This is a genomic window from Bacillus sp. FAU20 (genome assembly GCF_056033865.1).
In genome coordinates this window covers 161,462-185,934 of sequence record NZ_JBVYHY010000021.1, presented here as the reverse complement: position 1 = coordinate 185,934, position 24,473 = coordinate 161,462, and the positions used below count along the sequence as shown (strand labels likewise).

At 37.2% G+C, this 24,473-nt stretch carries 22 protein-coding genes and 1 pseudogene; 21 read left to right on the top strand and 2 right to left on the bottom strand.

The features are described from left to right. Positions 1–61 precede the first annotated feature (61 nt). The 18 genes from AC0OM3_RS14695 to glpD all read left to right on the top strand — a co-directional run bounded on the left by AC0OM3_RS14695 (position 62) and on the right by glpD (position 21,834). The gene (locus tag AC0OM3_RS14695; RefSeq protein ID WP_000815719.1) at positions 62–1,303 is read left to right on the top strand and encodes a metallophosphoesterase family protein; all 1,242 of its coding nucleotides are present in this window, start codon (positions 62–64) and stop codon (positions 1,301–1,303) included. After that, entirely contained in the window at positions 1,300–4,224 is a 2,925-nt protein-coding gene (locus tag AC0OM3_RS14690; protein ID WP_474212231.1) for an ATP-binding protein, read from the top strand. The genes AC0OM3_RS14695 and AC0OM3_RS14690 overlap by 4 nt, the downstream gene beginning before the upstream one ends. Positions 4,225–4,265: 41 nt before the next feature. After that, positions 4,266–5,210 (top strand): 3'-5' exoribonuclease YhaM, encoded by a 945-nt coding sequence (gene yhaM, locus AC0OM3_RS14685; RefSeq protein ID WP_000726638.1) that lies wholly within the window; start codon positions 4,266–4,268, stop codon positions 5,208–5,210. A 294-nt stretch (positions 5,211–5,504) separates the two neighbouring features. Continuing rightward, positions 5,505–6,932: a serine hydrolase domain-containing protein gene (locus AC0OM3_RS14680; RefSeq protein ID WP_000720968.1), complete on the top strand. Its 1,428-nt coding sequence runs from the start codon at positions 5,505–5,507 to the stop codon at positions 6,930–6,932. A gap of 485 nt (positions 6,933–7,417) precedes the next feature. After that, complete coding sequence (locus AC0OM3_RS14675) at positions 7,418–8,362, top strand: ring-cleaving dioxygenase (protein ID WP_474212228.1); 945 nt, start codon at positions 7,418–7,420, stop codon at positions 8,360–8,362. Positions 8,363–8,405: 43 nt separating this feature from the next. After that, on the top strand, positions 8,406–9,383 hold the full coding sequence (locus AC0OM3_RS14670) for a ring-cleaving dioxygenase (RefSeq protein ID WP_001072556.1): 978 nt from the start codon (positions 8,406–8,408) through the stop codon (positions 9,381–9,383). 256 nt (positions 9,384–9,639) lie between these two features. After that, on the top strand, positions 9,640–10,734 hold the full coding sequence (locus AC0OM3_RS14665; protein ID WP_196477869.1) for a response regulator aspartate phosphatase: 1,095 nt from the start codon (positions 9,640–9,642) through the stop codon (positions 10,732–10,734). Further along, positions 10,734–11,036: a Phr family secreted Rap phosphatase inhibitor gene (locus tag AC0OM3_RS14660; RefSeq protein ID WP_196477870.1), complete on the top strand. Its 303-nt coding sequence runs from the start codon at positions 10,734–10,736 to the stop codon at positions 11,034–11,036. Before AC0OM3_RS14665 ends, AC0OM3_RS14660 begins: the two co-directional genes overlap by 1 nt. A gap of 241 nt (positions 11,037–11,277) precedes the next feature. Next, entirely contained in the window at positions 11,278–12,150 is an 873-nt protein-coding gene (locus tag AC0OM3_RS14655; RefSeq protein WP_000819476.1) for an alpha/beta fold hydrolase, read from the top strand. Between the two features lie 78 nt (positions 12,151–12,228). Beyond that, positions 12,229–12,429, top strand: a complete 201-nt coding sequence (locus AC0OM3_RS14650; RefSeq protein WP_000449223.1) for a sporulation YhaL family protein — start codon at positions 12,229–12,231, stop codon at positions 12,427–12,429. A 216-nt stretch (positions 12,430–12,645) separates the two neighbouring features. Beyond that, entirely contained in the window at positions 12,646–13,497 is an 852-nt protein-coding gene (locus AC0OM3_RS14645; RefSeq protein WP_474212225.1) for a DUF2935 domain-containing protein, read from the top strand. A 273-nt stretch (positions 13,498–13,770) separates the two neighbouring features. Beyond that, positions 13,771–14,436 (top strand): DUF7018 domain-containing (lipo)protein, encoded by a 666-nt coding sequence (locus AC0OM3_RS14640; protein WP_000644835.1) that lies wholly within the window; start codon positions 13,771–13,773, stop codon positions 14,434–14,436. 357 nt (positions 14,437–14,793) lie between these two features. Further along, complete coding sequence (locus AC0OM3_RS14635) at positions 14,794–15,990, top strand: oxalate decarboxylase family bicupin (protein WP_000710666.1); 1,197 nt, start codon at positions 14,794–14,796, stop codon at positions 15,988–15,990. A gap of 368 nt (positions 15,991–16,358) precedes the next feature. Continuing rightward, positions 16,359–16,808: a helix-turn-helix domain-containing protein gene (locus tag AC0OM3_RS14630; protein ID WP_474212222.1), complete on the top strand. Its 450-nt coding sequence runs from the start codon at positions 16,359–16,361 to the stop codon at positions 16,806–16,808. Between the two features lie 97 nt (positions 16,809–16,905). Beyond that, positions 16,906–17,466, top strand: a complete 561-nt coding sequence (gene glpP, locus AC0OM3_RS14625) for a glycerol uptake operon antiterminator GlpP (RefSeq protein ID WP_000394285.1) — start codon at positions 16,906–16,908, stop codon at positions 17,464–17,466. Positions 17,467–17,692: 226 nt separating this feature from the next. After that, a complete protein-coding gene (glpF, locus tag AC0OM3_RS14620; RefSeq protein ID WP_001272195.1) occupies positions 17,693–18,514 on the top strand; it encodes a glycerol uptake facilitator protein GlpF in 822 nt (273 codons plus the stop codon). Between the two features lie 13 nt (positions 18,515–18,527). Further along, a complete protein-coding gene (glpK, locus tag AC0OM3_RS14615; RefSeq protein ID WP_000760009.1) occupies positions 18,528–20,018 on the top strand; it encodes a glycerol kinase GlpK in 1,491 nt (496 codons plus the stop codon). A gap of 133 nt (positions 20,019–20,151) precedes the next feature. Continuing rightward, positions 20,152–21,834 (top strand): aerobic glycerol-3-phosphate dehydrogenase, encoded by a 1,683-nt coding sequence (gene glpD, locus AC0OM3_RS14610; RefSeq protein WP_000672831.1) that lies wholly within the window; start codon positions 20,152–20,154, stop codon positions 21,832–21,834. A gap of 199 nt (positions 21,835–22,033) precedes the next feature. On the opposite strand, the gene AC0OM3_RS14605 is transcribed toward glpD, so the two are convergent. Beyond that, positions 22,034–22,198 (bottom strand): hypothetical protein, encoded by a 165-nt coding sequence (locus tag AC0OM3_RS14605; RefSeq protein WP_000561154.1) that lies wholly within the window; start codon positions 22,196–22,198, stop codon positions 22,034–22,036. A gap of 138 nt (positions 22,199–22,336) precedes the next feature. Here AC0OM3_RS14605 and AC0OM3_RS14600 point away from each other — a divergent pair. Further along, a pseudogene (locus tag AC0OM3_RS14600) lies at positions 22,337–22,465 on the top strand (DUF2283 domain-containing protein); the annotation flags it as partial. A 210-nt stretch (positions 22,466–22,675) separates the two neighbouring features. Here the strand turns inward: AC0OM3_RS14600 and AC0OM3_RS14595 are convergent. Further along, positions 22,676–23,122, bottom strand: coding sequence for an aminoacyl-tRNA deacylase (locus AC0OM3_RS14595; RefSeq protein WP_000391907.1), 447 nt, complete (start codon positions 23,120–23,122; stop codon positions 22,676–22,678). 398 nt (positions 23,123–23,520) lie between these two features. Here AC0OM3_RS14595 and AC0OM3_RS14590 point away from each other — a divergent pair, with 398 nt between their 5' ends. Both AC0OM3_RS14590 and AC0OM3_RS14585 read left to right on the top strand, forming a co-directional pair. Continuing rightward, positions 23,521–24,054, top strand: a complete 534-nt coding sequence (locus AC0OM3_RS14590; RefSeq protein WP_474212219.1) for a sigma-70 family RNA polymerase sigma factor — start codon at positions 23,521–23,523, stop codon at positions 24,052–24,054. Positions 24,055–24,058: 4 nt separating this feature from the next. Then, on the top strand, positions 24,059–24,466 hold the full coding sequence (locus tag AC0OM3_RS14585) for a PadR family transcriptional regulator (protein ID WP_000390149.1): 408 nt from the start codon (positions 24,059–24,061) through the stop codon (positions 24,464–24,466). Positions 24,467–24,473: the final 7 nt, after the last annotated feature.

Here is a 24,473-nt window from a genome sequence, read left to right as displayed (position 1 = left end):
TATATGACATTGCGTGTTACAATAAGGTGAAACTTTTGAAACATAGAAAGGATCGTTATTTGTGAAACAAGTAAAGTTTATACATGCGGCTGATTTGCATTTGGATAGTCCATTTAAAGGGATGGAGATGAATGTACCGCAGTCTGTTTGGGAGAGAATGAAGCAGAGTACGTTTGAATCGTTCGAGCGTATTGTTGATAAAGCGATTCAAGAGCGCGTTGATTTCTTATTGCTAGCCGGGGATTTGTATGATGCGGAGACGAGAAGTTTGAGAGCGCAAGTGTTTGTGCGCGAGCAAATGAAGAGACTTTCGCAGTACGATATCCCTGTTTTTATTATTCACGGTAACCACGATCATTTAGGGGGAAGCTGGGCAGCAATTGAGTTTCCGGAAAATGTTCACGTGTTTACGGAGCCTTATGTAGAAGAGAAATCATTTTATAAAAATGGTGAGTTGTTAGCTTCTATTTACGGTTTTAGTTATTTGCAGCAAGCGGTAACGGATAATATGACAGCGCAGTATACGAAAATGAGTGATGCGCCTTTTCATATTGGTATGCTTCACGGAAGTGTGGAAGGGGATGCAGAGCATAATCGCTATGCGCCGTTTCAAATTCGTGAGCTGAAAGAAAAGCAGTTTGATTATTGGGCTCTTGGCCATATACATAAACGTGAAATTTTATCAGAAGAGCCGTATATTATTTATCCGGGGAATATACAAGGTCGTCATCGTAAGGAGACAGGGGAAAAGGGTGCGTACCTTATTGAACTTACAAAACAAGGAACGCAATGTTCATTTTTCCATACGGCGGATGTTGTGTGGGATGAGATAGAAGTGAATATTGATGGACTTGAAACTGTTGATGAACTGATGACGAGCGTATCGAGTGCGATGAATGAATGCCGAAGAGAAGAGGAAGGGACGCTACTTACTGTCGTATTTACAGGACAAGGGCCACTTTCTCCTTATTTACGTGATGAAAAGCGCGTAGAAGAGATTTTTCATATTTTAGCATCTGGTGAAGAGCGAAAAGATTTCGTATATACGATGAAGTGGAAAAATGAGACAGTCTCTTTTGCAGAAATCGAGCGTTTGAAAGAAGAAAATCATTTCGTCGGTAGTGTGCTGAAGGAGTTAGAAGCTTTCACCAATATGGACGGCGTGTTGCGCACGATTTGGACATCTCCTGTAGCACGTAACAGTATTGAATCTTTTACAGAGGAAGAGAAGAAAGAGATTCAAAAGGAAGCAGAAAATATTATTTTAGAACAATTATTCCAGCAAGAGAGGGATAAGAAATGAGAATTGAAAAACTCCATATTTATGGGTACGGAAAATTAGAAAATGTGGAAATGGATCTGTCAATGCTGACAGTGTTATATGGTGAAAATGAAGCGGGGAAATCAACAATTCGCTCATTTATGAAAAGTATTTTATTCGGTTTTCCGACGAGAGGACAGCGCCGTTATGAGCCGAAAGAAGGCGGCAAGTATGGCGGTGCGATGACTGTGCAAACAGAGAAGTATGGCCGTTTGAAAATTGAACGATTGCCAAAGATGGCAGCTGGCGAGGTGACCGTTTATTTTGAAGACGGGAAAACGGGCGGCGAGGAAATTTTACACGATATATTAAGCGGGATGAATGAAAGTTTATTTGAATCTGTCTTTTCATTTGATATGCATGGCCTTCAAAACATTCATCAGCTTGGTGAAGCGGATATTGGCAATTATTTATTTTCGGCAAGTGCAGTCGGGAGTGATGCGCTATTGCAGTTAGATAAAAAGCTAGAAAAAGAAATGGACCAGCGCTTTAAGCCGAGTGGTCGTAAACCAGAAATTAACGTGTCATTGCAAGAGATGAAGAAACTTGAAGAGAAGATGAAAGAGTGGCAAGGGAAAATTGGCACGTATGAAAAGCAAGTGGAGCAGTTAAAAGAAAGTGAAGAGAAGCTTGCTTCTGTTCGCGGGGAAAAAGAGAGTGCAGAAAAACGAAAGCAAGATTATGAAATATTAGCAGCGCTTGAGCCACTCGTTATTGAAAAGCGTGCGCATGAGAAAGTGTTAGAGAACGAGAGCGGGCAGTTTCCTGTAAACGGAATGGCGCGTTATGAAGCAATTAAGGCGAAGATGGAGCCGCTTCAATTACAAGTGGACTCACTTCATAAAAAAATTGAGAATGTGCAATCTGAAATGGAATCGATTCAAATAGATGAAGAGTTTTTGCAAAAAGAAAGTTATGTAGAAGAACTTCGAATGCAGCATATGTCTTACGAAAATGCACGCCAAGAAATGCGTGATCTGACAGGAAGTATTACGAATATAAAAGAAGAAATCGCAGAACTGGAACAACAAATTGGTGCTACTTTTGAAAAGGAAACAGTTCTTTCATTTGATATGAGTTTGGCAACGAAAGAGTTAATTACGCAAACAGTGCAAAAGGCGCGCGAATTAGAAACGCAAAAAGCACAGCTCGATGATCGTTTTAAAGTAGCGCAAGAGCAATTAGAAGAACAAGAAGAAAATATAAGGCAGATTAAGAAACAAATGTTAGTGGATGAAGAGAGAAATGTGTTAGTTGAGAAAGAGAAATCGTTCCAAGATGCGGCGTTTATCGGTATAGGCGCAGAGAGAATGAAGCGCAAGTATGAGGAAAAAGCAGGAACAGCTAAGCAAAAGAAAAAGCAGTGGCAAAGAGTTTGTCTTCTATTACTTCTTATTAACACAGGCGTTTTATTCACAAGCTTATTTATAGATAACCGAGCGCTCTTATTTATTAGTGTCATTGTTTTTGTAGGGATTGTTCTCGCCCTTGTTTTATATAAAGATCCATCAAGTGGATTACAAGAAGAGCTCCTTACACTTCAGCAAAGTGCTGGCGGGAGACAAAGTGAAGAAGCGATGTCTGTGCGCTATGAGTTAGAAAAAGATGAAGAGATACGTAAACTATTTGAGCGTGAGTCATATAAGTTACAGCAAATGGAACGAGCGTATGATAAAGTCGTTTCATCGTATGAGGAATGGGAGAGAGAAACGTTCCAGGCGGGAGAACAAGTCGATGCATATAAAACGCGCTATATGTTTCCTGAATTTTATACGTATGCACACATATTGCCGGCGTTTGAGCGTATGGAAAAAATGCAGCAATTATATCGTGATTTAGAGAAGAAAAGTGAGCGCAAATCTTCATTATTTGAAATGATTTCGCAATTTGAACATAAACTAGAAACTGTTATCGGTAGTGCGGAGTATAGTAAGCTACACGAGGCACAAAGCCGTATGCAAAATGAGAAAGAGAAGCGCCAAACTTGTAAGCAGTTAAAAGAAAAACTGGCGGAATGGCAAGAAGAATATGAGTTTATGCAAGAACGATTGAAACATCTGTTAGTAGAACGAGATGGTTTATGGCATATTGCAGAGGCTACAGATGAAGAGATGTTTTTAGAAGTAGGTAAACTAGCGGAAAAACGTGAAGATGCTGAGAAACAAGTGGGGCGTTTATTACCGCAAATTGATCTGTTGGAACAGCGTTTAACGAACTTATCATTAGCTGAACATTATGAAGCTGACGGTTATGAAGAGAAATTAAAGAGAGAAATGACAGTCGTGCAAAACTGTCTTACGGAAGAGAAAGAACTGACAGAGCGTATTGCGAAACATCGTATGGAAATTGCGAATTTAGAAAAAGGTAGTACATACGGCGATTTAATGCATGAATGGGAAATGAAAAAAGCGCAAGTGCGTGAACAAGTGAAGAAGTGGGCTGCTTATGCGGCCGCAAAAACGGTGTTAACGAAAACGAAGCAATATTATCACGAAGTACATCTTCCTCGTATTTTACAAAAATCAGAAGAGTATTTCGTCTATTTAACAGGCGGACGATATAGTAAAATCTTTTCACCGTCAGAGGCAGAACCGTTTATCGTTGAACGTAACGATGGTATGCGTTTTTACAGTCATGAACTAAGCCAAGCGACAGCGGAGCAGTTATATTTATCGCTGAGATTTGCACTCGCGAAAACATTCGAACATGATTATCCATTTATTATTGATGATAGTTTCGTGCATTTTGATGCGGTAAGGACGAATCGAACGATTGAACTTATAAAGGAAATTGCAAAGGATAGACAAGTCATATTCTTTACATGTCATGCGCATTTACTCGCGTATTTTACAGAAAAACAGATTATAAAATTAACACATATGCGTAAAGAAAATGAGTTGTAGTGTGCTATACTAAAAGTAACTGATTTGGTGGAGGAATTCGAATGAAAAAGAAAATTGCAGAATATGAAGTTGGTGAACAAGTCGATATTTTCTTGTTAATTAAAACAGCGACAAAAGGTATCGCAAGCAATGGAAAGCCATTTTTAACAGTAATCTTACAAGATCCAAGTGGAGATATTGAAGCGAAGCTATGGGACGTATCACCAGAAGTTGAGAAACAATATGTAGCGGAAACAATCGTGAAAGTAGCTGGAGATATTTTAAACTACAAAGGCCGTATTCAATTACGTGTGAAACAAATTCGAGTTGCGAATGAAAATGAAGTAACAGATATCTCGGACTTCGTAGAAAAAGCACCAGTGAAAAAAGAAGATATGGTCGAGAAAATTACGCAATACATATTTGAAATGAGAAACCCGAACATTCAACGTCTAACAAGACATTTATTAAATAAGCATCAAAACGAATTTTTAGACTATCCAGCAGCGACTAAGAACCATCATGAGTTCGTATCTGGATTAGCGTATCACGTCGTATCGATGCTTGATTTAGCGAAAGCTATCTCAAATCTATACCCATCATTAGATAAAGACTTACTGTATGCAGGCGTTATTTTACATGACCTTGGTAAAGTAATCGAATTATCTGGCCCAATTTCTACAACGTATACGTTAGAAGGAAATTTACTAGGTCACATTTCGATTATGGTGAACGAAATTGGGAAAGCAGCAGATGAGCTGCAAATCGATGCAGAAGAAGTATTAATTCTTCAACACATCGTGCTTTCTCACCACGGAAAAGCAGAATGGGGTAGCCCAAAACCACCATTAGTAAAAGAAGCAGAAATTCTGCATTACATCGATAACTTAGATGCAAAAATGAACATGATGGACCGTGCATTAGGACGCACGAAACCAGGCGAATACACAGAACGTGTCTTTGCACTTGATAATCGTTCGTTCTATAAGCCGTCGTTTCATAATTAATAGTGTGAATAAAGTGGCCTCATTAAGTGTTAATATGCTTAGTGAGGCTGTTGTATAATGATAATAAAGTTATTGAATTTTGATTATTAAAAAGCTAAGAGCCTTACTACATTCTACGTAGCAAGGCTCTTTAAAGTTGTTTCAAATTACATCCATCTGTTCGTTCAAGTGTAACTATTCGTAATTATTTGATATTATACAGGTGAATAGAAAGATGAATTAAAATTTAGTTTCGTAGTTGTAAAAGGAGGTTATTTATATTATTCTCTTATAATTTCCCAAAAAGGAGAGTTTATGAAAAAGATTATTGTTTTTGTATTAACGATATTTATATTATTCTCAGGATTTGCAACACAAAGTTATGCGTTGTCAGATTCTCAATCTGCGGCAATACAAGCGTTGCTAGATGATGCCTGTCGTATATCAGGTGTGCCGGGAATGTCAATCTCAATACTTGCTGATGATGAAGTGTTCTACTTTTCTTCAGGGTATGCAGACCGTGAAAAGGGGTTGTCTGCAAGTGAAAATACACTCTATGAGTTAGCCTCGGTCAGTAAAGCTTTTACCGGTATGGGTATTATGCTATTGGAAGAGCAAGGGCTGCTTTCAATGACTGACCCTGTCCAAAAATATTTACCTTGGTTTACATTAAAGTATCAAGGGAAACTTGTTGATATGCAAAGTCTTACACTAAATAACTTTCTTCACCATACCAGTGGTCTAACAAATATTAGGCATCTTCAAAATATTCCACAAGGCAATACACCAGATATGTTGCAAAGGACTGTAGAAATGCTCGTGGATGCTGAATTGGCGTTCCCTCCCGGTGAACAGTATAACTATGGAACCGTTAATTATGACGTATTGGGTTTGGTTATTGAGATTGTGTCGCGACAAAGCTATGAAGACTTTATGAAGGAACAGGTATTTCAGCCGTTAGGTCTTCACCAGACGTATGTTTATAAAGAAGCTGCTCAAGCCACTGGACAGTTGGCACAGGGCTACCGTTCTTCCTTTTTTATGACAACTCCATTTAAAGCTCCGGATTATGCTGGGAATAAACCCGCAGGCTACATCATTTCTAATACAAAAGATATGGCGCGTTGGATGGGCATACAGATGGGGATCGTGCAGGACATACCCGAAATATTTCACATGGTTATCGAAAAATCACATAGGGGTGATATGTCTGTTTCGGCTGTCAACGGTATGTATTATGCGGCAGGCTGGTCCGTAAACGCCGAACAAACGATTATAGAACACACTGGGGGCAATCCAAATTTCAGAACCGAAGTAGTCATACTGCCAAATGAACGAACAGCCGTCTCCTTGCTGAGCAACGGCGCAAATACCAATACAAACATGGTACTAAAAGTTAAAGATATATTAGAAGGCAATCTCACTCAGTCATATGAAATAAGCGGCACACAGCTTTTGGATATCATTTTGTCGTCTATCACAATTATTCTTTGCCTATTGGCCGTTTTGCTATTTCTCTTAGGATTACGCAGAAGGAGAACGAATGAGCGGCAGCCAATGACAAAAAAGAGAATAACCGTAACAGTTATTTTCCTGACTGCTACGATTGCCCTAGGTATACTGTGCTGTGCTTTCGATTGGTCAACAATACTTATGTGGCAAACATATAGTGTTCTTACAGCTTTGATTTCGTCAGCATTATTAACAGCAAGCATTACATGGTTTGTATACACTCATCGATAAAGTACCTCGCTCCCAAGATAAGCATAATGTTAAGTAATTAAATTTTAATTTATCGGTATGCTTAATTTGAAAAAAAAAGACACTTCGGTGTCTTTTTTAATATCATCGACAAAATTCCCAGCCAAACCTAATTACCATAGATTCCACGAACCTGCTCCGTTCGTGGAATAAGGATTTTTAAACAACTATATTATTTCTGCACAGCTATTTTTATAGGAAGTACATAAGACTTTATAAAAAATATCTCGAATTTGAGATAAATCTCTTGCTTTTTAATCACTTGAGTTGTAAAGTGATAGTAACGAAAGCAATTGAGCCATATGAAAAACATACACTCAGTTGTTTTCGATTAAAAAACAAAGTAACTTATACAGTAAAAACTAAGATGAATTTACAAAAACATAATGAGAATAAATTGAAAAGCTAAGAAGCATATTATTTTTTAGTTATCACTTGACTAGTAAAATGAAACGGAGGAATTATCAATGTATGAAATTAAAGGGCATCATCACATTTCAATGGTTACGAAAAATGCAAATGAAAATAATCACTTTTATAAAAATGTGCTTGGATTACGTCGTGTGAAAATGACAGTAAACCAAGATGATCCGTCAATGTATCATTTATTTTACGGAGATAAAACAGGAAGTCCGGGTACAGAGTTATCATTTTTTGAAATTCCTTTAGTAGGAAGAACATATCGCGGTACAAATGCAATTACGCGAATTGGATTACTCGTTCCTTCAGAGGAAAGCTTACATTACTGGAAAGAACGATTTGAGAAATTTGATGTGAAACATAGTGAACTAACAACATATGCAAATCGTCCTGCTTTACAATTTGAGGATGCTGAAGGTCTTCGCTTAGTACTACTCGTTTCAAACGGAGAAAAAGTAGAGCACTGGGAAACTTGGGAGAAATCAGAAGTTCCTGCAAAGCATCAAATTCAAGGAATGGGTTCTGTAGAAATGACAGTGCGTAGACTTGATAAAATGGCGAGTACACTTACAGAGATGTTTGGTTATACAGAGGTTAGCCGCAGCGAAGAGGAAGCAATTTTTCAGTCCATTAAAGGAGAGGGTTTTGGAGAAATCGTTGTGAAATATTTAGATGGTCCTACTGAAAAGCCGGGCCGCGGTAGCATTCACCATTTAGCAATTCGTGTGAAAAACGATGCAGAGCTTGCCTATTGGGAAGAACAAGTGAAACAAAGAGGCTTCCATTCTTCAGGAATCATTGACCGTTTCTACTTTAAAAGCTTATATTTCCGTGAATCAAACGGAATCCTTTTTGAAATTGCGACAGATGGACCAGGATTTACAGTTGATGGAGATGTGGAACACTTAGGAGAAAAACTTGATTTACCACCGTTCCTAGAAGATCAGCGTGCAGAAATTGAAGTGAATTTAGCACCTATTGAAGAGAACTAATAGGAGAGAAAATATAAATTTAAAAACATTGGAGGAATATAAAATGAACCAATTAAAAGGAATTCACCACGTTACAGCGATTACAAGTAGTGCAGAAAAGAATTATGAGTTTTTTACTCACGTTTTAGGAATGCGTTTAGTTAAGAAAACAGTAAACCAAGATGACATTCAAACGTATCATTTATTCTTTGCAGATGATAAAGGTAGTGCAGGAACAGATATGACATTCTTTGACTTCCCAGGTATTCCAAAAGGAGTACACGGTACAAATGAAATTTCAAAAACTTCATTCCGTGTTCCAACTGATGCAGCATTAGAGTATTGGGTGAAACGCTTTGACCGTCTTGAAGTAGAACATACAGGAATTAAAGAGCAATTTGGTAAGAAAACTCTTTCTTTCGTTGACTTTGATGACCAACACTATCAATTAATCTCAGATGAACTTGATAAAGGGATCGAATCAGGTACACCATGGCAAAACGGACCAGTTCCATTAGAATATGCAATTACTGGTTTAGGCCCTGTATTCATCCGTATTGTAAACTTTAGTTTCTTCAAAGAAGTGCTAGAAAAAGTTTTATTATTTAAAGAGGTTGCGCAAGAAGGAGAATTCTATTTATTTGAAGTGAATAAAGGTGGAAACGGTGCTTCTGTCATTGTAGAACATAATACGGTTCTTCCAGAAGCACGACAAGGTTTTGGTACGGTTCACCATGCTGCATTCCGCGTAGAAGATCGCGCTGTATTAGAAGAATGGATTGAGAGAATCAGTAGCGTTGGACTTCCTTCATCTGGTTATGTAGACCGTCATTTCTTTGAATCATTATACGCAAGAGTTGCACCACAAATCTTATTTGAATTTGCAACAGACGGCCCAGGATTTATGGGAGATGAGCCATACGAAACACTTGGCGAAAAATTATCTTTACCTCCATTCCTAGAGCCAAAACGTGAAGAAATTGAAAAATTAGTCCGTCCAATTGATACAGTGAGAAGTACGAAGGAATTTATTAAAGAGTAAAAATAGAGATAGTAAGTAGGAGAGCGAGTAGTTTTAGCGGAGTGCTGGAACTGCTTGCTTTTTTATTTATCCTAGTAAGTTTTCTGATAATTGTTTCTCAAGTTACCAAAAAGGAAAACTTTGGTATAATTAATTAAAATATTAAATTTTCTGATAATTATTTTTCAATGCATAGAAAAGGAGTGGTAATATACAATTTTGATGATTGTATAAAAATTCTAATTTTGCAATTTTGGAGAAAAGGGGATGCGAGTGTATGGGAGCAGATGTAGTAACGCGGGAGCAAATGAAACATTCTTTAGATGATTGGTATCGTGTAATGTTGCAGCAAAATATAGAGAAAGCTATGGAAATGAAAGAGGAGATTGAAAGTAAGATTAGTGGGTTGGATGTGGATCAGGAGTTATCTTTGTATTTTACCTTATTAGATTTTAGATATAAAATGCTGACGGATTGGTTGAATATAAAAGAAAATAGTTTTGAGAGAATAGAATCTTTTGAAATTCCAACTAAAGGGTTTTTAGCATATTATTATCACTTTTTTAAAGGAATATATTGTACTTCAATGTCTAAATATAGCGATGCAAAGGAAAGTTATGAAAAAGCAAATGAACTACTGAAATACGTTTCGAACTCTTTAGAAAATGCAGAGTTTGATTATCGTATGGGTAATTTTTACTATCAGACATATCAACAAGTTAATGCAATTGATTATTTGAGAAAAGCGAAAGAAGAGTTTAAAAAACATATAGGTTGCGAAATAAATATAGCGCTATGTGAAAATGCTTTTGGTCTGTGTTGTGTAGATTTGAAAAATTATGAACTCGCGGAAGAAAGCTTTAATGCTGCTATGGATATTTTCCAAAAGGTAAATTATGAAAAATATATTTTAATGGTGCGTCATAATTTAGCCTTTTTGTATGCTAGTCAAGATTTATCGGAACTTGCAGTTCGCCATGCATCCGAAGTTACAAAAAAACAGCCGAAATTTTTTAAAGCGCTATTTGTTGAAGCGCGTGAATGTTATAAATTAGGGCAATATCAATTGGTAGCAGATCTGGTTGAAAAAGGTTTGGATATTTGTAAAGAATTAAATAAGGAAGAGTTTCAATATCGTTTTATGATTTTGAAAAGCGTAAACGAAAAATCACCTACATTAAGCTTAGAGCAAGTAGTTTTAGAAGGTATTACTTATTTTGAAAAAGAAGAGCTATGGGAGTGTATACAGGAATACGCTGAAATGTTAGCTCTAAGGTTTTATAAAGAAGAGAATCACAATAAAGCAAGTTATTATTTTTACATGAGTCATAAAGCTCAGAAAAAATTATTAAAAAAAGGGGCGCTAAAATAATGAAAAAGATTCACTTTGGAATGTTAGGGATTGCGCTAGTAGGCGCGTTATCAATTGGAGTTAACAGTGCGTTTACAAATCAAGCATTAAATATAGGAGAGACAGGCGGAGCACCAGCAAGGCCAGACTATGTTAGCTTCAATAAAGGAGATACTGGTGGAGCACCAGTAAAACCAGACTATGCTAGTTTCAATAGAGGAGACACGGGTGGAGCGCCAGTAAAACCGGACTATACTAGAGGTGACACAGGCGGAGCACCAGCAGATAATAGAGGCGACGGCGGCGGAGTAAGCCAACTATAGTAACAAAGAAAGGGACTTCAACATGAAGTCCCTTTTTCTATTTTCAGGCCATGTAGAGAAAAGAATTGACTTACTTTAAATATGTAACTATAATAGTTACAGAATAACCATTAGTAATAGAAGTGAGTTATATTTTTTTAGTATAATTGTAACTGTTTTAGTTACAATTAAAAAGAGAACATAAAATAACCAAAAAATGTAAAAACTTTTAAATAGCAACAAGAGAAAGGAGACGGGAACTTTGAAAAGGTTTAAGTTTTATATGATTAGCGGTATTGTGCTCGTTTTGTTAATTGTTTGTAATTTCGTCGATAAGCCGATTGCGAAGGTTGGAGAAGTGAAAGATACTGTTATGATGAAGCTGCATACGAAAGAGAGTATGGCGCAAATTGATGGGCAGACAATTTATTTTAAGCAAATTGGAGAGGGGAAGCCGCCTTTACTTATGCTTCATGGGTTTGGTGGTTCATCTGATGGGTTTAGTGATATTTATCCGGAACTTGTAAAGGATCACACGATTATAGCGGTTGATATTTTAGGATTTGGGCGTTCTTCTAAGCCAGTTGATTTTCAGTATTCGTTTCCTGCGCAAGTGAATTTATATTATAAGTTAATGAAGAAGCTCGGATACGATCAGTTTGCGGTGCTCGGTCATTCGATGGGCGGAGAGATGTCCCTTAATTTAGCGTATTTATATCCGGATGCAGTGACGCATCTCATCTTGGCGGATGCTACAGGGATAGAGTCTTTCCAGCAAAAAGACAGTTATGAAGTGCCGCCGCTATCGACGGACTTACAAACTGTAACTGAGATTACGAAGTATAATAAAAATGAAGTGAAAAATAGTCGTGATGATAAAGAGCATTATGATCAGCTTACGAAAATGAGAGAGCGCCGCATTGCGATGGAAGCTGATAAAATTAAGGTGCCAACTCTAATTATATGGGGACGACATGATAAGAGTGTTTCTTGGAAAAATGGTGAACTGTATCATGGGCTATTTGCAAATAGTACGTTTCATATTATTGAAAAAGGATACCACGCACCGTTTCGTCAGGAACCAATCGAGTTTATGGAATATGTACAAGCGTTTTTCGCGAAGCATCCACAATAAAAATTTTAAGCATAAATCCACTTCTTTCCTCATAAAGTGAAACTAATAAGGCTTGTCTAAGGAAAGGAATGAAGTGATTTGGAAACTTTACCATGGTGGGTGTATCTTGTAATTGTCGGGATTGTACTAAGTGGCTACATGGTTTTATATACTTCGAAAAAAGAGCAAGATATGGATAATGAGTTTATTGAAAAAGAAGGCGAAGTATATATGAAGCGCTTAGAAGAAGAACGCGAGAAACGTAATCAGGATAGTGATAAAGATTCGGTATTGCTTTAATAAAAATTTTGAAAGGCTACCACCTAGTAGGATTTTACATCTAGGTGGTAGCTTTTTTTCTTCTGCGGGAGCAGTATATGTTCATCAAGCTAAGGTTATATTAGTTTAATTTTACATGTATAAGAGAGTCATCATAAACTTTTATTGATGGTATTTATATATATTTTTACTCATAAGAATGGAACTAGTGGGGATTTTACTGGGGGGGGATTAACAATGCATAGGGATGAAACTTCATTACATCCTGATACAGGTGTTACATCTGTAATGTTTGTTGAGCGTTCATTAAATGAAATTCGTTTTTGGTCTAGAATCATGAAAGAGCATTCTCTTTTTCTTCGCTTAGGGTTTAGATGCGAGGATACGCAATTAATCGAAGAGGCGAATCAATTTTATCGATTGTTTGAACATATTGAACAAATAGCGCATTCCTATACAAATGAAACAGATCCTGAGCAAATAAAAAGATTTAATGCAGAAGTACAACAAGCCGCAACTAATATTTGGGGATTTAAACGAAAAATTTTAGGATTAATTCTCACATGTAAATTGCCAGGACAAAATAACTTTCCACTTTTAGTTGACCATACAAGTAGGGAAGCTGATTATTTTAGAAAACGTTTAATACAATTAAATGAAGGTAAATTAGATGCGCTTCCTGATGCTATTATTAAAGAAAATGTTTTCTTTTTACGGATTATGGCAGACCATGCTAAATTTATTGGTCATCTTCTTGATCCATCGGAAAGAAAGCTTGTAGAGACAGCACGAAATTTTAGCAATGATTTTGATGAATTGATGTATCAAGCAATTGACTTAGAATCTATGAAACCACAATCCCAAACAGCTCCTCTTTTAGATCAATTTTTAGATCAAAATCGCGTGTCGGTTGCATCTCTTCGGGATTTTAAGAAAACAGCACGTGATTTAATTGAGCAATGTAAAATAAAGAGTATCATTCATCCATTATTAGCAGACCATGTTTTCCGTGAAGCTGATAGATTTCTTGAAATCATTGATATGTATGATGTTCACCTTACAAATATTCAATCACAACCTAGATATTAGAAGATAAGGAAAGATACTATTTTTCCTTAAGCTGAGAAGTTAACAATTTATTGTTAGCTTCTTTTCTTTGTGATTAAAATTTTCTTTTAAGGACTACATAAATCCCTTTGACCAAATATGTAATTCTTTGTAAAATGTTATATATGGAAATATTATGAATATGCAGGAAATCTATGGATAATAGATTTTAATAAATTATTCAAGGGAAATTTATTAGTTAAGTATATTAACTTGTTTGCACTACATTTTACAAATAAAGGGGTATTAGTAATCATGAAAGCAAAGAAATTAGTAAGTTTAGCGCTACCAGTTATGTTATTGAGTGGTTGTATTACAATTGAAACTGATGGTAAGAAAGCTGAACCAAAGAAAGAAGAAACGCAAAAGGTAGAGAAAGAGAATAAGACTTCTGAAAAAGAGAGTAAGTCAACTGATAGCAAGAAAGAGGATAGCTTATCTGTAGCGAAAGGTGAAGGTACAAATAGTAGCTCATCAAGTAGTCAACCAAGTTCTTCTTCAAATAATTCAACTTCTTCTAGTTCTTCAACTGGTAAGGTAACTGGTTCAGATGTTGAAAGGTACAAGGCAGATATCATAAATAGTGCTACTCAAATTGAAGATACAATGAAATTAATTGAAGGAATAGCAGATTCAGACGTAAAATCATACAAACAAAAGAAAAGTGAAGTACAACTGAGTTTAGGTGGAGCAAAGGCAACTGCAACGAAACTGAAGAATCTACAAGCGCCTCCTGAGTTACAGGGAGAACAGGCGAAGATAAAGCAGTCGATGGAACTATATGCGGATTGTTTTCAACTTCTATTTGATGCATTAGATCAAGAAGACGAAAGTAAAATGCATCAATCACTAAGTAAAGCACAAGAAGGTTCGAAACTGTTTGAAGAGGCAGCGAAGAGTATCGGTAGTAAAACCAACTAAGAATAAATTATTTTAAGGGGTACTTGTGGGTGCAGTTGGTGCAAGTGAAGAGTTAGGAATTAGTTATGGAAACACATTACAAATTTATCAAATGGACGATAATGTTCGTATTCGATATATAAAACAATAAATAATTGGTGAAAAACTCTGTAATAAATTTTACAGGGTTTTTTGTTAGTTCTAGTTTATTTTTTTGTCTTCCTAAGCGCTAAGCATACTAGTATAAGTTGAGAAATGAACAAAACGATAATGATAGGCAAACCTTTCTCACGATGTAACTGTAACCATCTAAAGCCCAATTCATACACTATGATGGAGGCTTTTTACTTACTAATCGGATGAAAAAGGAGTGTAATCATGAAGAAATGTACTGTTAATGAAGCGGGAGGGAATGTGCCACAACCAATCCGCAGCGACGGAGCAGGTGCGATTGATTCTGGACCTCGTAATGTTATGCGGGATATTCAAAATCCGAATATGCTTGTTCCGCCTATAACGGATGCAGGGTTAGTTCCTAACTTGAAGTTTTCATTCTCAGACACTTCTATGATTTTGAAACAAGGCGGGTGGTCTCGGGAGATTACTGCTCGGGAACTACCGGTTTCGACGACGATTGCGGGAGTGAATATGAGTTTAACGGCCGGTGGAGTACGAGAACTACATTGGCATAAAGAGGCAGAATGGGCGTATATGCTTTTAGGACGGGCGCGCATAACGGCTGTTGATCAAAATGGGCGTAATTTTATTGCTGATGTTGGGCCAGGTGATCTTTGGTATTTTCCTCCTGGTATTCCGCATTCCATTCAAGGATTGGAACATTGTGAATTTCTACTCGTTTTCGATGATGGGCATTTTTCTGATTTATCTACTTTAGCTATTTCTGATTGGTTTGCGCATACGCCAAAAGAAGTGTTGTCGGCTAATTTCGGAGTACCTGAGAGTGCTTTTCGTTCTATTCCTTCAGATCAAGTTTATATTTATCAAGGAGAGGTGCCAGGTTCGCTTGAAAGTCAGGAAATTCAATCACCTAAAGGAGAAGTTCCTTTAACATTTAAACATGAATTGTTAAAACAAAAGCCGATTAAGACTCCTGGTGGTAGCGTTCGAATTGTAGATTCTACAAATTTTCCTATTTCCAAAACAATCGCAGCAGCGCTCGTTGAGGTTGAGCCTGGCGGAATGAGAGAACTTCATTGGCACCCGAATAATGATGAATGGCAATATTATTTGACAGGGGAAGCGAGAATGACTGTGTTTCTTGGAAATGGTACCGCTCGTACATTTGATTATAGAGCTGGCGATGTCGGGTATGTACCGTTTGCGACGGGGCATTATATTCAAAATACAGGTACCGAAACATTATGGTTTTTAGAGATGTTCAGAAGCAATCGTTTTGAAGATGTATCGTTAAATCAATGGATGGCACTGACTCCTAAAGAAATAGTGGAGAGTAATATACATGTTGGCCCGCAAGTAATGGATTCCCTGCGTAAGGAGAAGTGGCCTGTTGTGAAATATCCGGAGTTTTTATATAGTCCGAAAAATGATGAGTAAAAATGAAAATTTGCGTTATTCTTTCTGGAGACTGATAAGAAGGGATGGCGTATTTTTTATGCCTAATCTAGTCTTTATCCCGCTATTTGCCGGGCAGTAAGACCCCCACCTCAAAATTCAGCGGAAGCAAAGAAGTTAGGTGGGGGATCAACAAAACCCCCACTGATTAAAGTTTCAATTTATTAGTATCCGTCCTTTGTATTATTGTTCGGGAAATTATTATTGGAGCATAGTATAGGGAAGAAACATATAAAATAGCGCCATTATAAGCTGTAACGCATAAGTTGCGCAGGAAATGCAACGATAACTCGCTTTACTCTTCATCATTTATTTGAACATAATGGGCATAGAGAGGTGATAAACACAGTATGATTTTTAGTGAGCGTTTAAAAGAAGAAAGGGAAAAAAGAAATTGGTCGCAAAATGATTTGGCTGAAAAACTTCATGTGAGCAGGCAATCTGTTTCGAAATGGGAGACGGAAAAGAACTATCCGAGCATTGAAATTATTATTCATTTAAGTGACCTGTTCGGTATTACAATTGATGAACTGCTAAGGAGTGATGAAGAATTGACGCAGAAAGTAATTGAAGATAGTAAGCAATTGGCATATCCAAAATGGAAGGTGTTTTTTGATAGTCTATTTATAATAGGAGTATTTTTGTTTATTGCAAAAATCGTTGTATGGATGCTAAATAAGTTTGCTGGAGCAAGTATTACAATTGTAGCAGATGCGCCATATGTAATGAATCTTTTGCCCCTTGCACTAATGATTATAGGTGGTATAGGTTCCGATAAGTTGAAGAAAATATATAGATAAGAGAAAGATTTGAAAGAAATCCCCAACACTAGCTGTTCTTTTCACTTAAATTGTGTACTATAAAGGATAGGATGACATAAAGAAGGGGACATATAGAATGGAATTTCATGAACAGAAGATTTTGCCGGCAGTGAGGCAAATTAAAGATTTGGAAAAGCTATTACATAGTTCGTATGAATATATCGTTATTTTAGATATTCATGTCGGTCAATTGAAGAGTGTTATATCACTTGCGAAGCAATATTGTAAAAAGGTGTTTTTACATGTGGATTTAATTCATGGTTTGCAGAGTGATGGGCATGCGACGGAATATTTATGTCAGGAGTTTAGACCGTACGGGTTACTTTCAACAAAGGCGAGCGTTATTATGAAGGCGAAGCAAAAAGGTGTTGTGGCAATACAACGCATCTTTTTAATCGATTCGAGTGCAATGGAGAAGAGCTGCAATCTTTTAGATAAGACGAAACCGGATTATATTGAGGTACTTCCTGGAGCATTAACGGACGTTATCGCTGAAGTGAAAGAGCGTACTGGTGTACCGATTTTAGCGGGTGGTTTTATTCGTACTGTAGAAGATGTGGAAAGAGCTTTAAACGCTGGTGCGACAGCAATTACGACATCAAAACGCGAACTATGGAAACATTACCAAAAAAAGTGACGAAAATGTGAATTTTTTCGTTGACACCGCTTTCATTTACGGTTAACATTATAGACAAGTTAATAAACGTGACGGAGAAAAGTAGAGATCCACATTTCATTGTTTCTATATAAAATTATATAGAAGCGTGCAAGCTGTGGGTCTTTTTCTTTTGACAAAAACGAATGGCCATTCATTTTACCTCTATCACATTTGGAAGCGTTTAAATTGATTGTGGAGGGATACTATGTCAGCATTTTTAGGAGAATTAATAGGGACTGCGTTGTTAATCGTACTTGGTGGCGGCGTTTGTGCTGGTGTAAGTTTAAAGAAGTCGTTTGCGAAAGATTCTGGTTGGATTGTAATTACAATGGGCTGGGGCTTAGCGGTAGCGGTTGCAGCATATGCGGTTGGATCAATTAGTGGGGCACATTTGAATCCAGCTTTAACAATAGGATTAGCATTTAAGGGAGCGTTCCCATGGAGTGACGTACCAGGTTATATCGCAGCACAAATGATTGGGGCAATTATCGGGGCAGTTATCGTATATTTACATTACTTACCACACTGGAAAGAAACAGAAGATCCAGGAACAAAGTTAGGTGTATTTGCAACAGGTCCAGCAATTCCGAACACATTTGCAAACCTTTTAAGTGAAATGATTGGAACATTCGTTTTAGTATTTGGTATATTAGCAATTGGTGCAAATAAATTTGCAGATGGATTAAATCCATTTATCGTAGGTTTCTTAATTGTAAGTATTGGTTTATCATTAGGTGGGACAACAGGATACGCAATTAACCCAGCTCGTGATTTAGGTCCGCGTATCGCACACTTCTTCCTTCCGATTGCAGGAAAAGGCGGTTCAAACTGGAAGTATGCATGGATTCCAGTAGTTGGTCCAATTTTAGGTGGATCACTTGCAGGTTTATTCCATCAAGTTGTATTTGAAGGAAAGCAAAATTCAGCACTTATTTATGTGATTATCGCAACTGTGATTGTACTAGCAATCTCTTATATGACAAGTAAAAAAAGCGGAAGCAATACAAATAGTAGAAAAGTAGCATAAGGGGGAAACCGATATGAAAAAATATATTCTTTCATTAGACCAAGGAACAACAAGCTCACGCGCAATTCTTTTCAATAAAAAAGGTGAAATTGTTCATTCAGCTCAAAAAGAGTTTACACAACATTTTCCAAAGCCGGGCTGGGTAGAGCATAATGCACAAGAAATTTGGGGATCTATTTTAGCAGTTATCGCAACTTGCTTAAGCGAAGCAGATGTAAAACCAGAACAAATCGCTGGTATCGGTATTACGAACCAACGTGAAACAACGGTTGTCTGGGATAAAACGACTAGTAAACCAATTTACAACGCAATCGTATGGCAATCTCGCCAAACAGCTGAAATTTGTGATGAGTTAAAAGAAAAAGGTTATAGTGAAATGGTTCGCGAAAAAACAGGTCTTTTAATTGATGCATACTTCTCTGGAACGAAAGTAAAATGGATTTTAGATAACGTTGAAGGTGCAAGAGAAAAAGCAGAAAACGGCGATCTATTATTCGGAACAATTGATTCGTGGCTTGTATGGAAACTATCTGGTGGTAAAGCACACGTAACAGATTACTCAAACGCATCACGTACGTTAATGTTTAACATTCACGACTTACAGTGGGATGATGAGCTTCTAGAAATGTTAACAGTACCAAAGAGCATGCTTCCAGAAGTACGTCCATCATCTGAAATTTACGGAGAAACAATTGATTACCACTTCTTCGGTCAAAATGTACCGATTGCAGGTGTAGCTGGTGACCAACAAGCAGCATTATTTGGACAAGCTTGTTTCGGTGAAGGTATGGCGAAAAATACTTACGGAACTGGTTGCTTCATGTTAATGAACACAGGTGAAAAAGCAGTAGCTTCTGAGCACGGTCTATTAACAACAATTGCATGGGGAATAGATGGTAAAGTAAACTACGCATTAGAAGGAAGTATTTTCGTAGCAGGTTCTGCAATTCAGTGGTTACGTGACGGAATGCGCATGTTTAAAGATGCAAGTGAGAGTGAAGTGTATGCGAATCGCGTTGAATCAACTGATGGTGTATACGTTGTACCAGCATTCGTTGGACTAGGAACACCTTATTGGGATAGTGAAGTACGCGGCGCTATGTTTGGTGTAACACGCGGTACGACGAAAGAGCATTTCATTCGTGCAACGCTAGAATCTTTAGCTTACCAAACGAAAGATGTATTATGCGCAATGGAAGCAGATTCAGGTATTGAACTGAAAACATTACGCGTTGATGGCGGAGCGGTTAAAAATAACTTCTTAATGAAGTTCCAAAGTGATATTTTAGATGTTCCTGTAGAGCGTCCAGTGATCAACGAAACAACGGCTCTAGGTGCAGCATACTTAGCTGGTCTTGCAGTTGGATATTGGAAAAACCAAGATGAAATTAAAGAACAGTGGCATATGGACAAACGCTTTGAGCCAACGATGGAAGCGAAAACAAGCGAAGAGCTATATGCTGGATGGAAAAAAGCAATTGAAGCAACAAAAGCTTTCAAATAATCATAAACAGTGTTATAATGGTGACAAGTTAATAATTCGGTAGGAGATTTGGAGAGACCACAACGCGCTATAGAAGCGAAATCTATAGCGGAGTTTGTGGTCTCTTTTTTCGTTATCAAAGGGAGGAATTACCATGAAATTTTCAAGTAAACAACGTAAAGACGTATTAAACGGAGTAAATAAACAAGAGTTAGATGTGATCGTAATTGGTGGAGGTATTACTGGTTCTGGTATTGCATTAGATGGAGCAACACGCGGGTTATCAACAATTGTGTTTGAAATGCAGGACTTTGCAGCAGGTACATCAAGTCGTTCAACGAAGCTTGTACACGGTGGTCTACGTTATTTAAAACAACTTGAAGTGAAAATGGTAGCAGAGGTGGGTAAAGAGCGTGCGATCGTATATGAGAACGGTCCCCATGTAACAACACCAGAGTGGATGTTACTTCCGTTCCATACAGGCGGTACGTTCGGATCATTTAGTACATCAATTGGTCTTCGTGTATACGACTTCTTAGCAGGTGTAAAACGAAGCGAGCGCAGAAAGATGTTTAACCGTGAAGAAACATTAAACAAAGAGCCTCTTGTAAAAAAAGAAGGATTAAAAGGCGGCGGTTACTACGTAGAATATCGTACAGATGATGCGCGTCTTACAATTGAAGTAATGAAAGAAGCAATTGAGCACGGCGCAAAAGCTGTTAACTACGCAAAAGTAGACAGTTTCTTATATAAAGATGGAAAAGTATGCGGTGTACGTGTAATCGATTTACTAGACGGTGAAGTATATGAAGTGTACGGTAAGAAAATTGTAAACGCAGCTGGCCCTTGGGTAGATACACTTCGTGAAAAAGATAACTCGAAAAAAGGAAAAGTACTTCAGTTATCAAAAGGTGTTCACTTAGTAATTGACCAAAAACGTTTCCCATTAGGTCAAGCAATTTACTTCGATACACCAGATAAACGTATGGTGTTCGCGATTCCTCGCGGCGGAAAAACATACGTAGGTACAACAGATACGTTCTATGATAAAGACGCAGCTGTACCACAAATGACAACAGAAGATCGCACATACATCATTAATGCGATTAACTACATGTTCCCAAGCGTGAAAATTACAGAGAAAGACATTGAATCAAGCTGGGCTGGTGTACGTCCGTTAATTTATGAAGAAGGTAAGAGTGCATCTGAAATTTCTCGTAAAGATGAAATTTGGACTTCTGAATCTGGTTTAATTACAATCGCAGGTGGTAAATTAACAGGATACCGCAAAATGGCTGAAATGGTAGTAGACTACGTAACGAACTTACTACAAAAAGAAGGTCATAGCGCATATCCGAAGAGCGACACGAAACATATGCCAATCTCTGGTGGACATGTAGATGGTTCACACGGATTCCCAGCATTCGTTGCGAAAAAAGCTGGCGAAGGTACGAAATATGGTTTAACAACAGCACAAGCAGAAGAATTCGCGAAATTCTACGGCTCTAACGTTGACGTACTATTTGACTTAGCGAAAAAACATAAAGACGAAGCGAAAGAATACAACATGCCGCTTGACGTTCTAATCCCGCTTGTATACGCAATGGATTACGAAATGACAGCAAAACCAGTTGACTTCTTCGTACGCCGTAGAGGCGCTGTATTCTTCAACATCCACTGGGTATACGAGTGGAAAGAAGCAGTAATCAACTACATGGCTGCGAAACTAGGCTGGAGCAAAGAAGAACAAATGAAATATACAGCTGAACTAGAAAAAGCATTAACAGACGCTGTCATTCCTGTAGATCAACAAGAGCAGGCGGCTGCGTTAGCGTAAAATAGAGAAACACCTGAAGGGAACCCCTTCAGGTGTTTTTTATCTTGACTAAAAATAAATAAAATGTGTTACAATGATGATAGAGTATGTAGTATGAATTTTGCATAAAATAAAGAAGACAGAAGTCTGAGAAACTTCTGCCTTGTGTAACCTAACTTGCTATTGTGGTGGTAGTAGGTGCGGTTATAAGACAATTACATTAACGTTTTAGCCGAGAACCGCCCTTACCTTTTCCACGAAGCAGGGTGGTTCTCGCTTTTTTGTATACAGAAATTAGCCACGGACCGACGTATCTTCTACCGATGACAACGCCAGCTCCGGTTAGGATACCGTACACTAATTTAATGACAAACATCGCGATCATTTTATCACCTCCCCCCTTTTTTCAAAATGGAAGAGATGATTACCACACCTACTAGTTATAGCTTATTAAGTTACATTTCAATTGTATTATGTTTTAAAATAGGGAACAAGACAAATGAATACGGATATGAGGTGTATCATAAAAAAATTAATTACTTATGATCCTAAAATCTAGATGGTATATCTGTATGTAATTCCGTTCACTTCAGAAATTGAGGTTGAATCGACTGAAGAGTTAGCAGAAAATCCAAAACTAAATGTAGATATTGTAAAATGACAATAAAGTTATTTAATTTAAAAGCCCAAACAAGTATAACCCCGTTCTAAATTTAGGACGGGGTTAAAAATATAGTTGTTTAATCTTGATGTAAGATACTTTACTACACTAAAAAAATATAACAATAAAGTGGTTTGGAAATTTAGGTTTTATTCAAAAAATGGCACCCGTTTGTTAAACAAGAAAATGTAGTATTCCCTATTAATCGAAAGTTGCGATCACTTGATTTAATTCATTTAAGGCCTGTGGTTCAAGTTTTAAAGTAAATGTTGATTGACCAGTACCTCCGTAAATATAATCATAATGGAAAAGTCGTTTGTCTATCACACAAGGTAAATCAAGACCTACCATACGAACACTTCCTACCTGAAAGCCTGTAACTTTTTGAACTTCCTCTGGAGATGCTAATTTCACTTTACTACAACCTAAAATATTAGCTATTTTCTCAAAATTAATTTTACTACGGCTTCCAGATACAATTAACACAAAGAAGCCTTTATCGGTTTTTAGTATCATCGTTGGAGCTGTTTGCCCAACTTCAATCCCAAAATACTCTGAGCCCTCTTGTCTTGAGTGTATCGGTTTTTCGTGTTGAATTATTGCATATGTATAGTTGCTTTTCTCTAAAATTTCTTGCAATTCCTCCATAAGAAACACCTCCAACATTAATTTTAACATAGAAAATTGCGGTAATATTTAAAAGGCGAACTATTAAATTAAATGAGTTCTCTTTTTAATTTAGCGGAGGATACACCCTGCTCAAAGAAAATTACCTAGAAGCTTTTGGATGATGAATTTGATAAAAACATTTATGAAGATCCAGAACTACTAGAGCACTACGATAAAACCCTTATCACAAACTGAAAGAGCGCCTTGGGAGAGAGGCGCTCTTTCAGTGAATGTATTGTAACGACTATTCGGTTTATTATATGTAAGTGGCTGGAAAGTGTTTTATAAAAAAACGTTATTGCCGTCCGTATTTTTTATACATTTATAAAACTTTTTCATACAGTGCGTCGTCTAATATATGGGAAGGAGGAAATGATGTGGATGAATTAACGGTAGAAGCGTTTGAAATAGAAGATAAGGAACTCCTTATCGATGAAATCATGAACAAGTATGGACAAGAAGTCCTGCAGCTTGTGTATTCATATGTAAACAATAAAGAAATCGCTGAGGATGTAACGCAAGATATATTTGTGAAATGTTATAAGTCTCTTCATACATACAAAGGGAAGTCGAATGTGAAAACGTGGTTATGGAGAATTGCGATTAATCAATGTAAGGACTATATAAAAAGTTGGTATAACAAAAAGGTGATCGTGACAGAGGATGAATCTGCTTATATGGGGGTTCAAAATGATAGTGTCGAACAAACTGTTATGCAAAATGCGGAGGATCGTGAGCTCGCTTCTGCGGTAATGAATTTACCGATAAAATACCGAGAAGTCATTTATCTATTTTATTATGAAAAATTATCAATTAAAGAGATTGCTACTGTAATAGACGTGAAAGAAAACACGATAAAAACGAGACTGAAAAAAGCGAAGGAGCTTTTGAAGAAAGGATTGGAGGGATAATCAAATGGAAGATCGATTAAAAGGCTTGCGAAAATCAATGGAGAACACAACGTTTAAACATTTGAGTTTTTCTGATCAACACCAGAAGCAGGTGCGCGAAAAAATTAAGCAATCGTCCGAAAAGGAAGAAGATATCCTTTTAGCAGTGTTACAACTTCTTATGAATGAAAAAACAGGTTATGAATTGATGCAGTTACTAAGAGGGAGAGGGATTCAAAAATTCGAAGGTGATGAAGGGTCTCTATACACTTTATTACATCGTCTAGAACAGAATCGCTTTATCCAATCTAGCTGGGATCACGCGGGAGCTAAATATTATCAATTAAATGATAAAGGAAATAAAATGCTGCGAAAGGCAGAGAAGAATGCTACGAAGGCACGATTTATATTAAAAGGATTAGTACAGGAGTGAGAAAAAA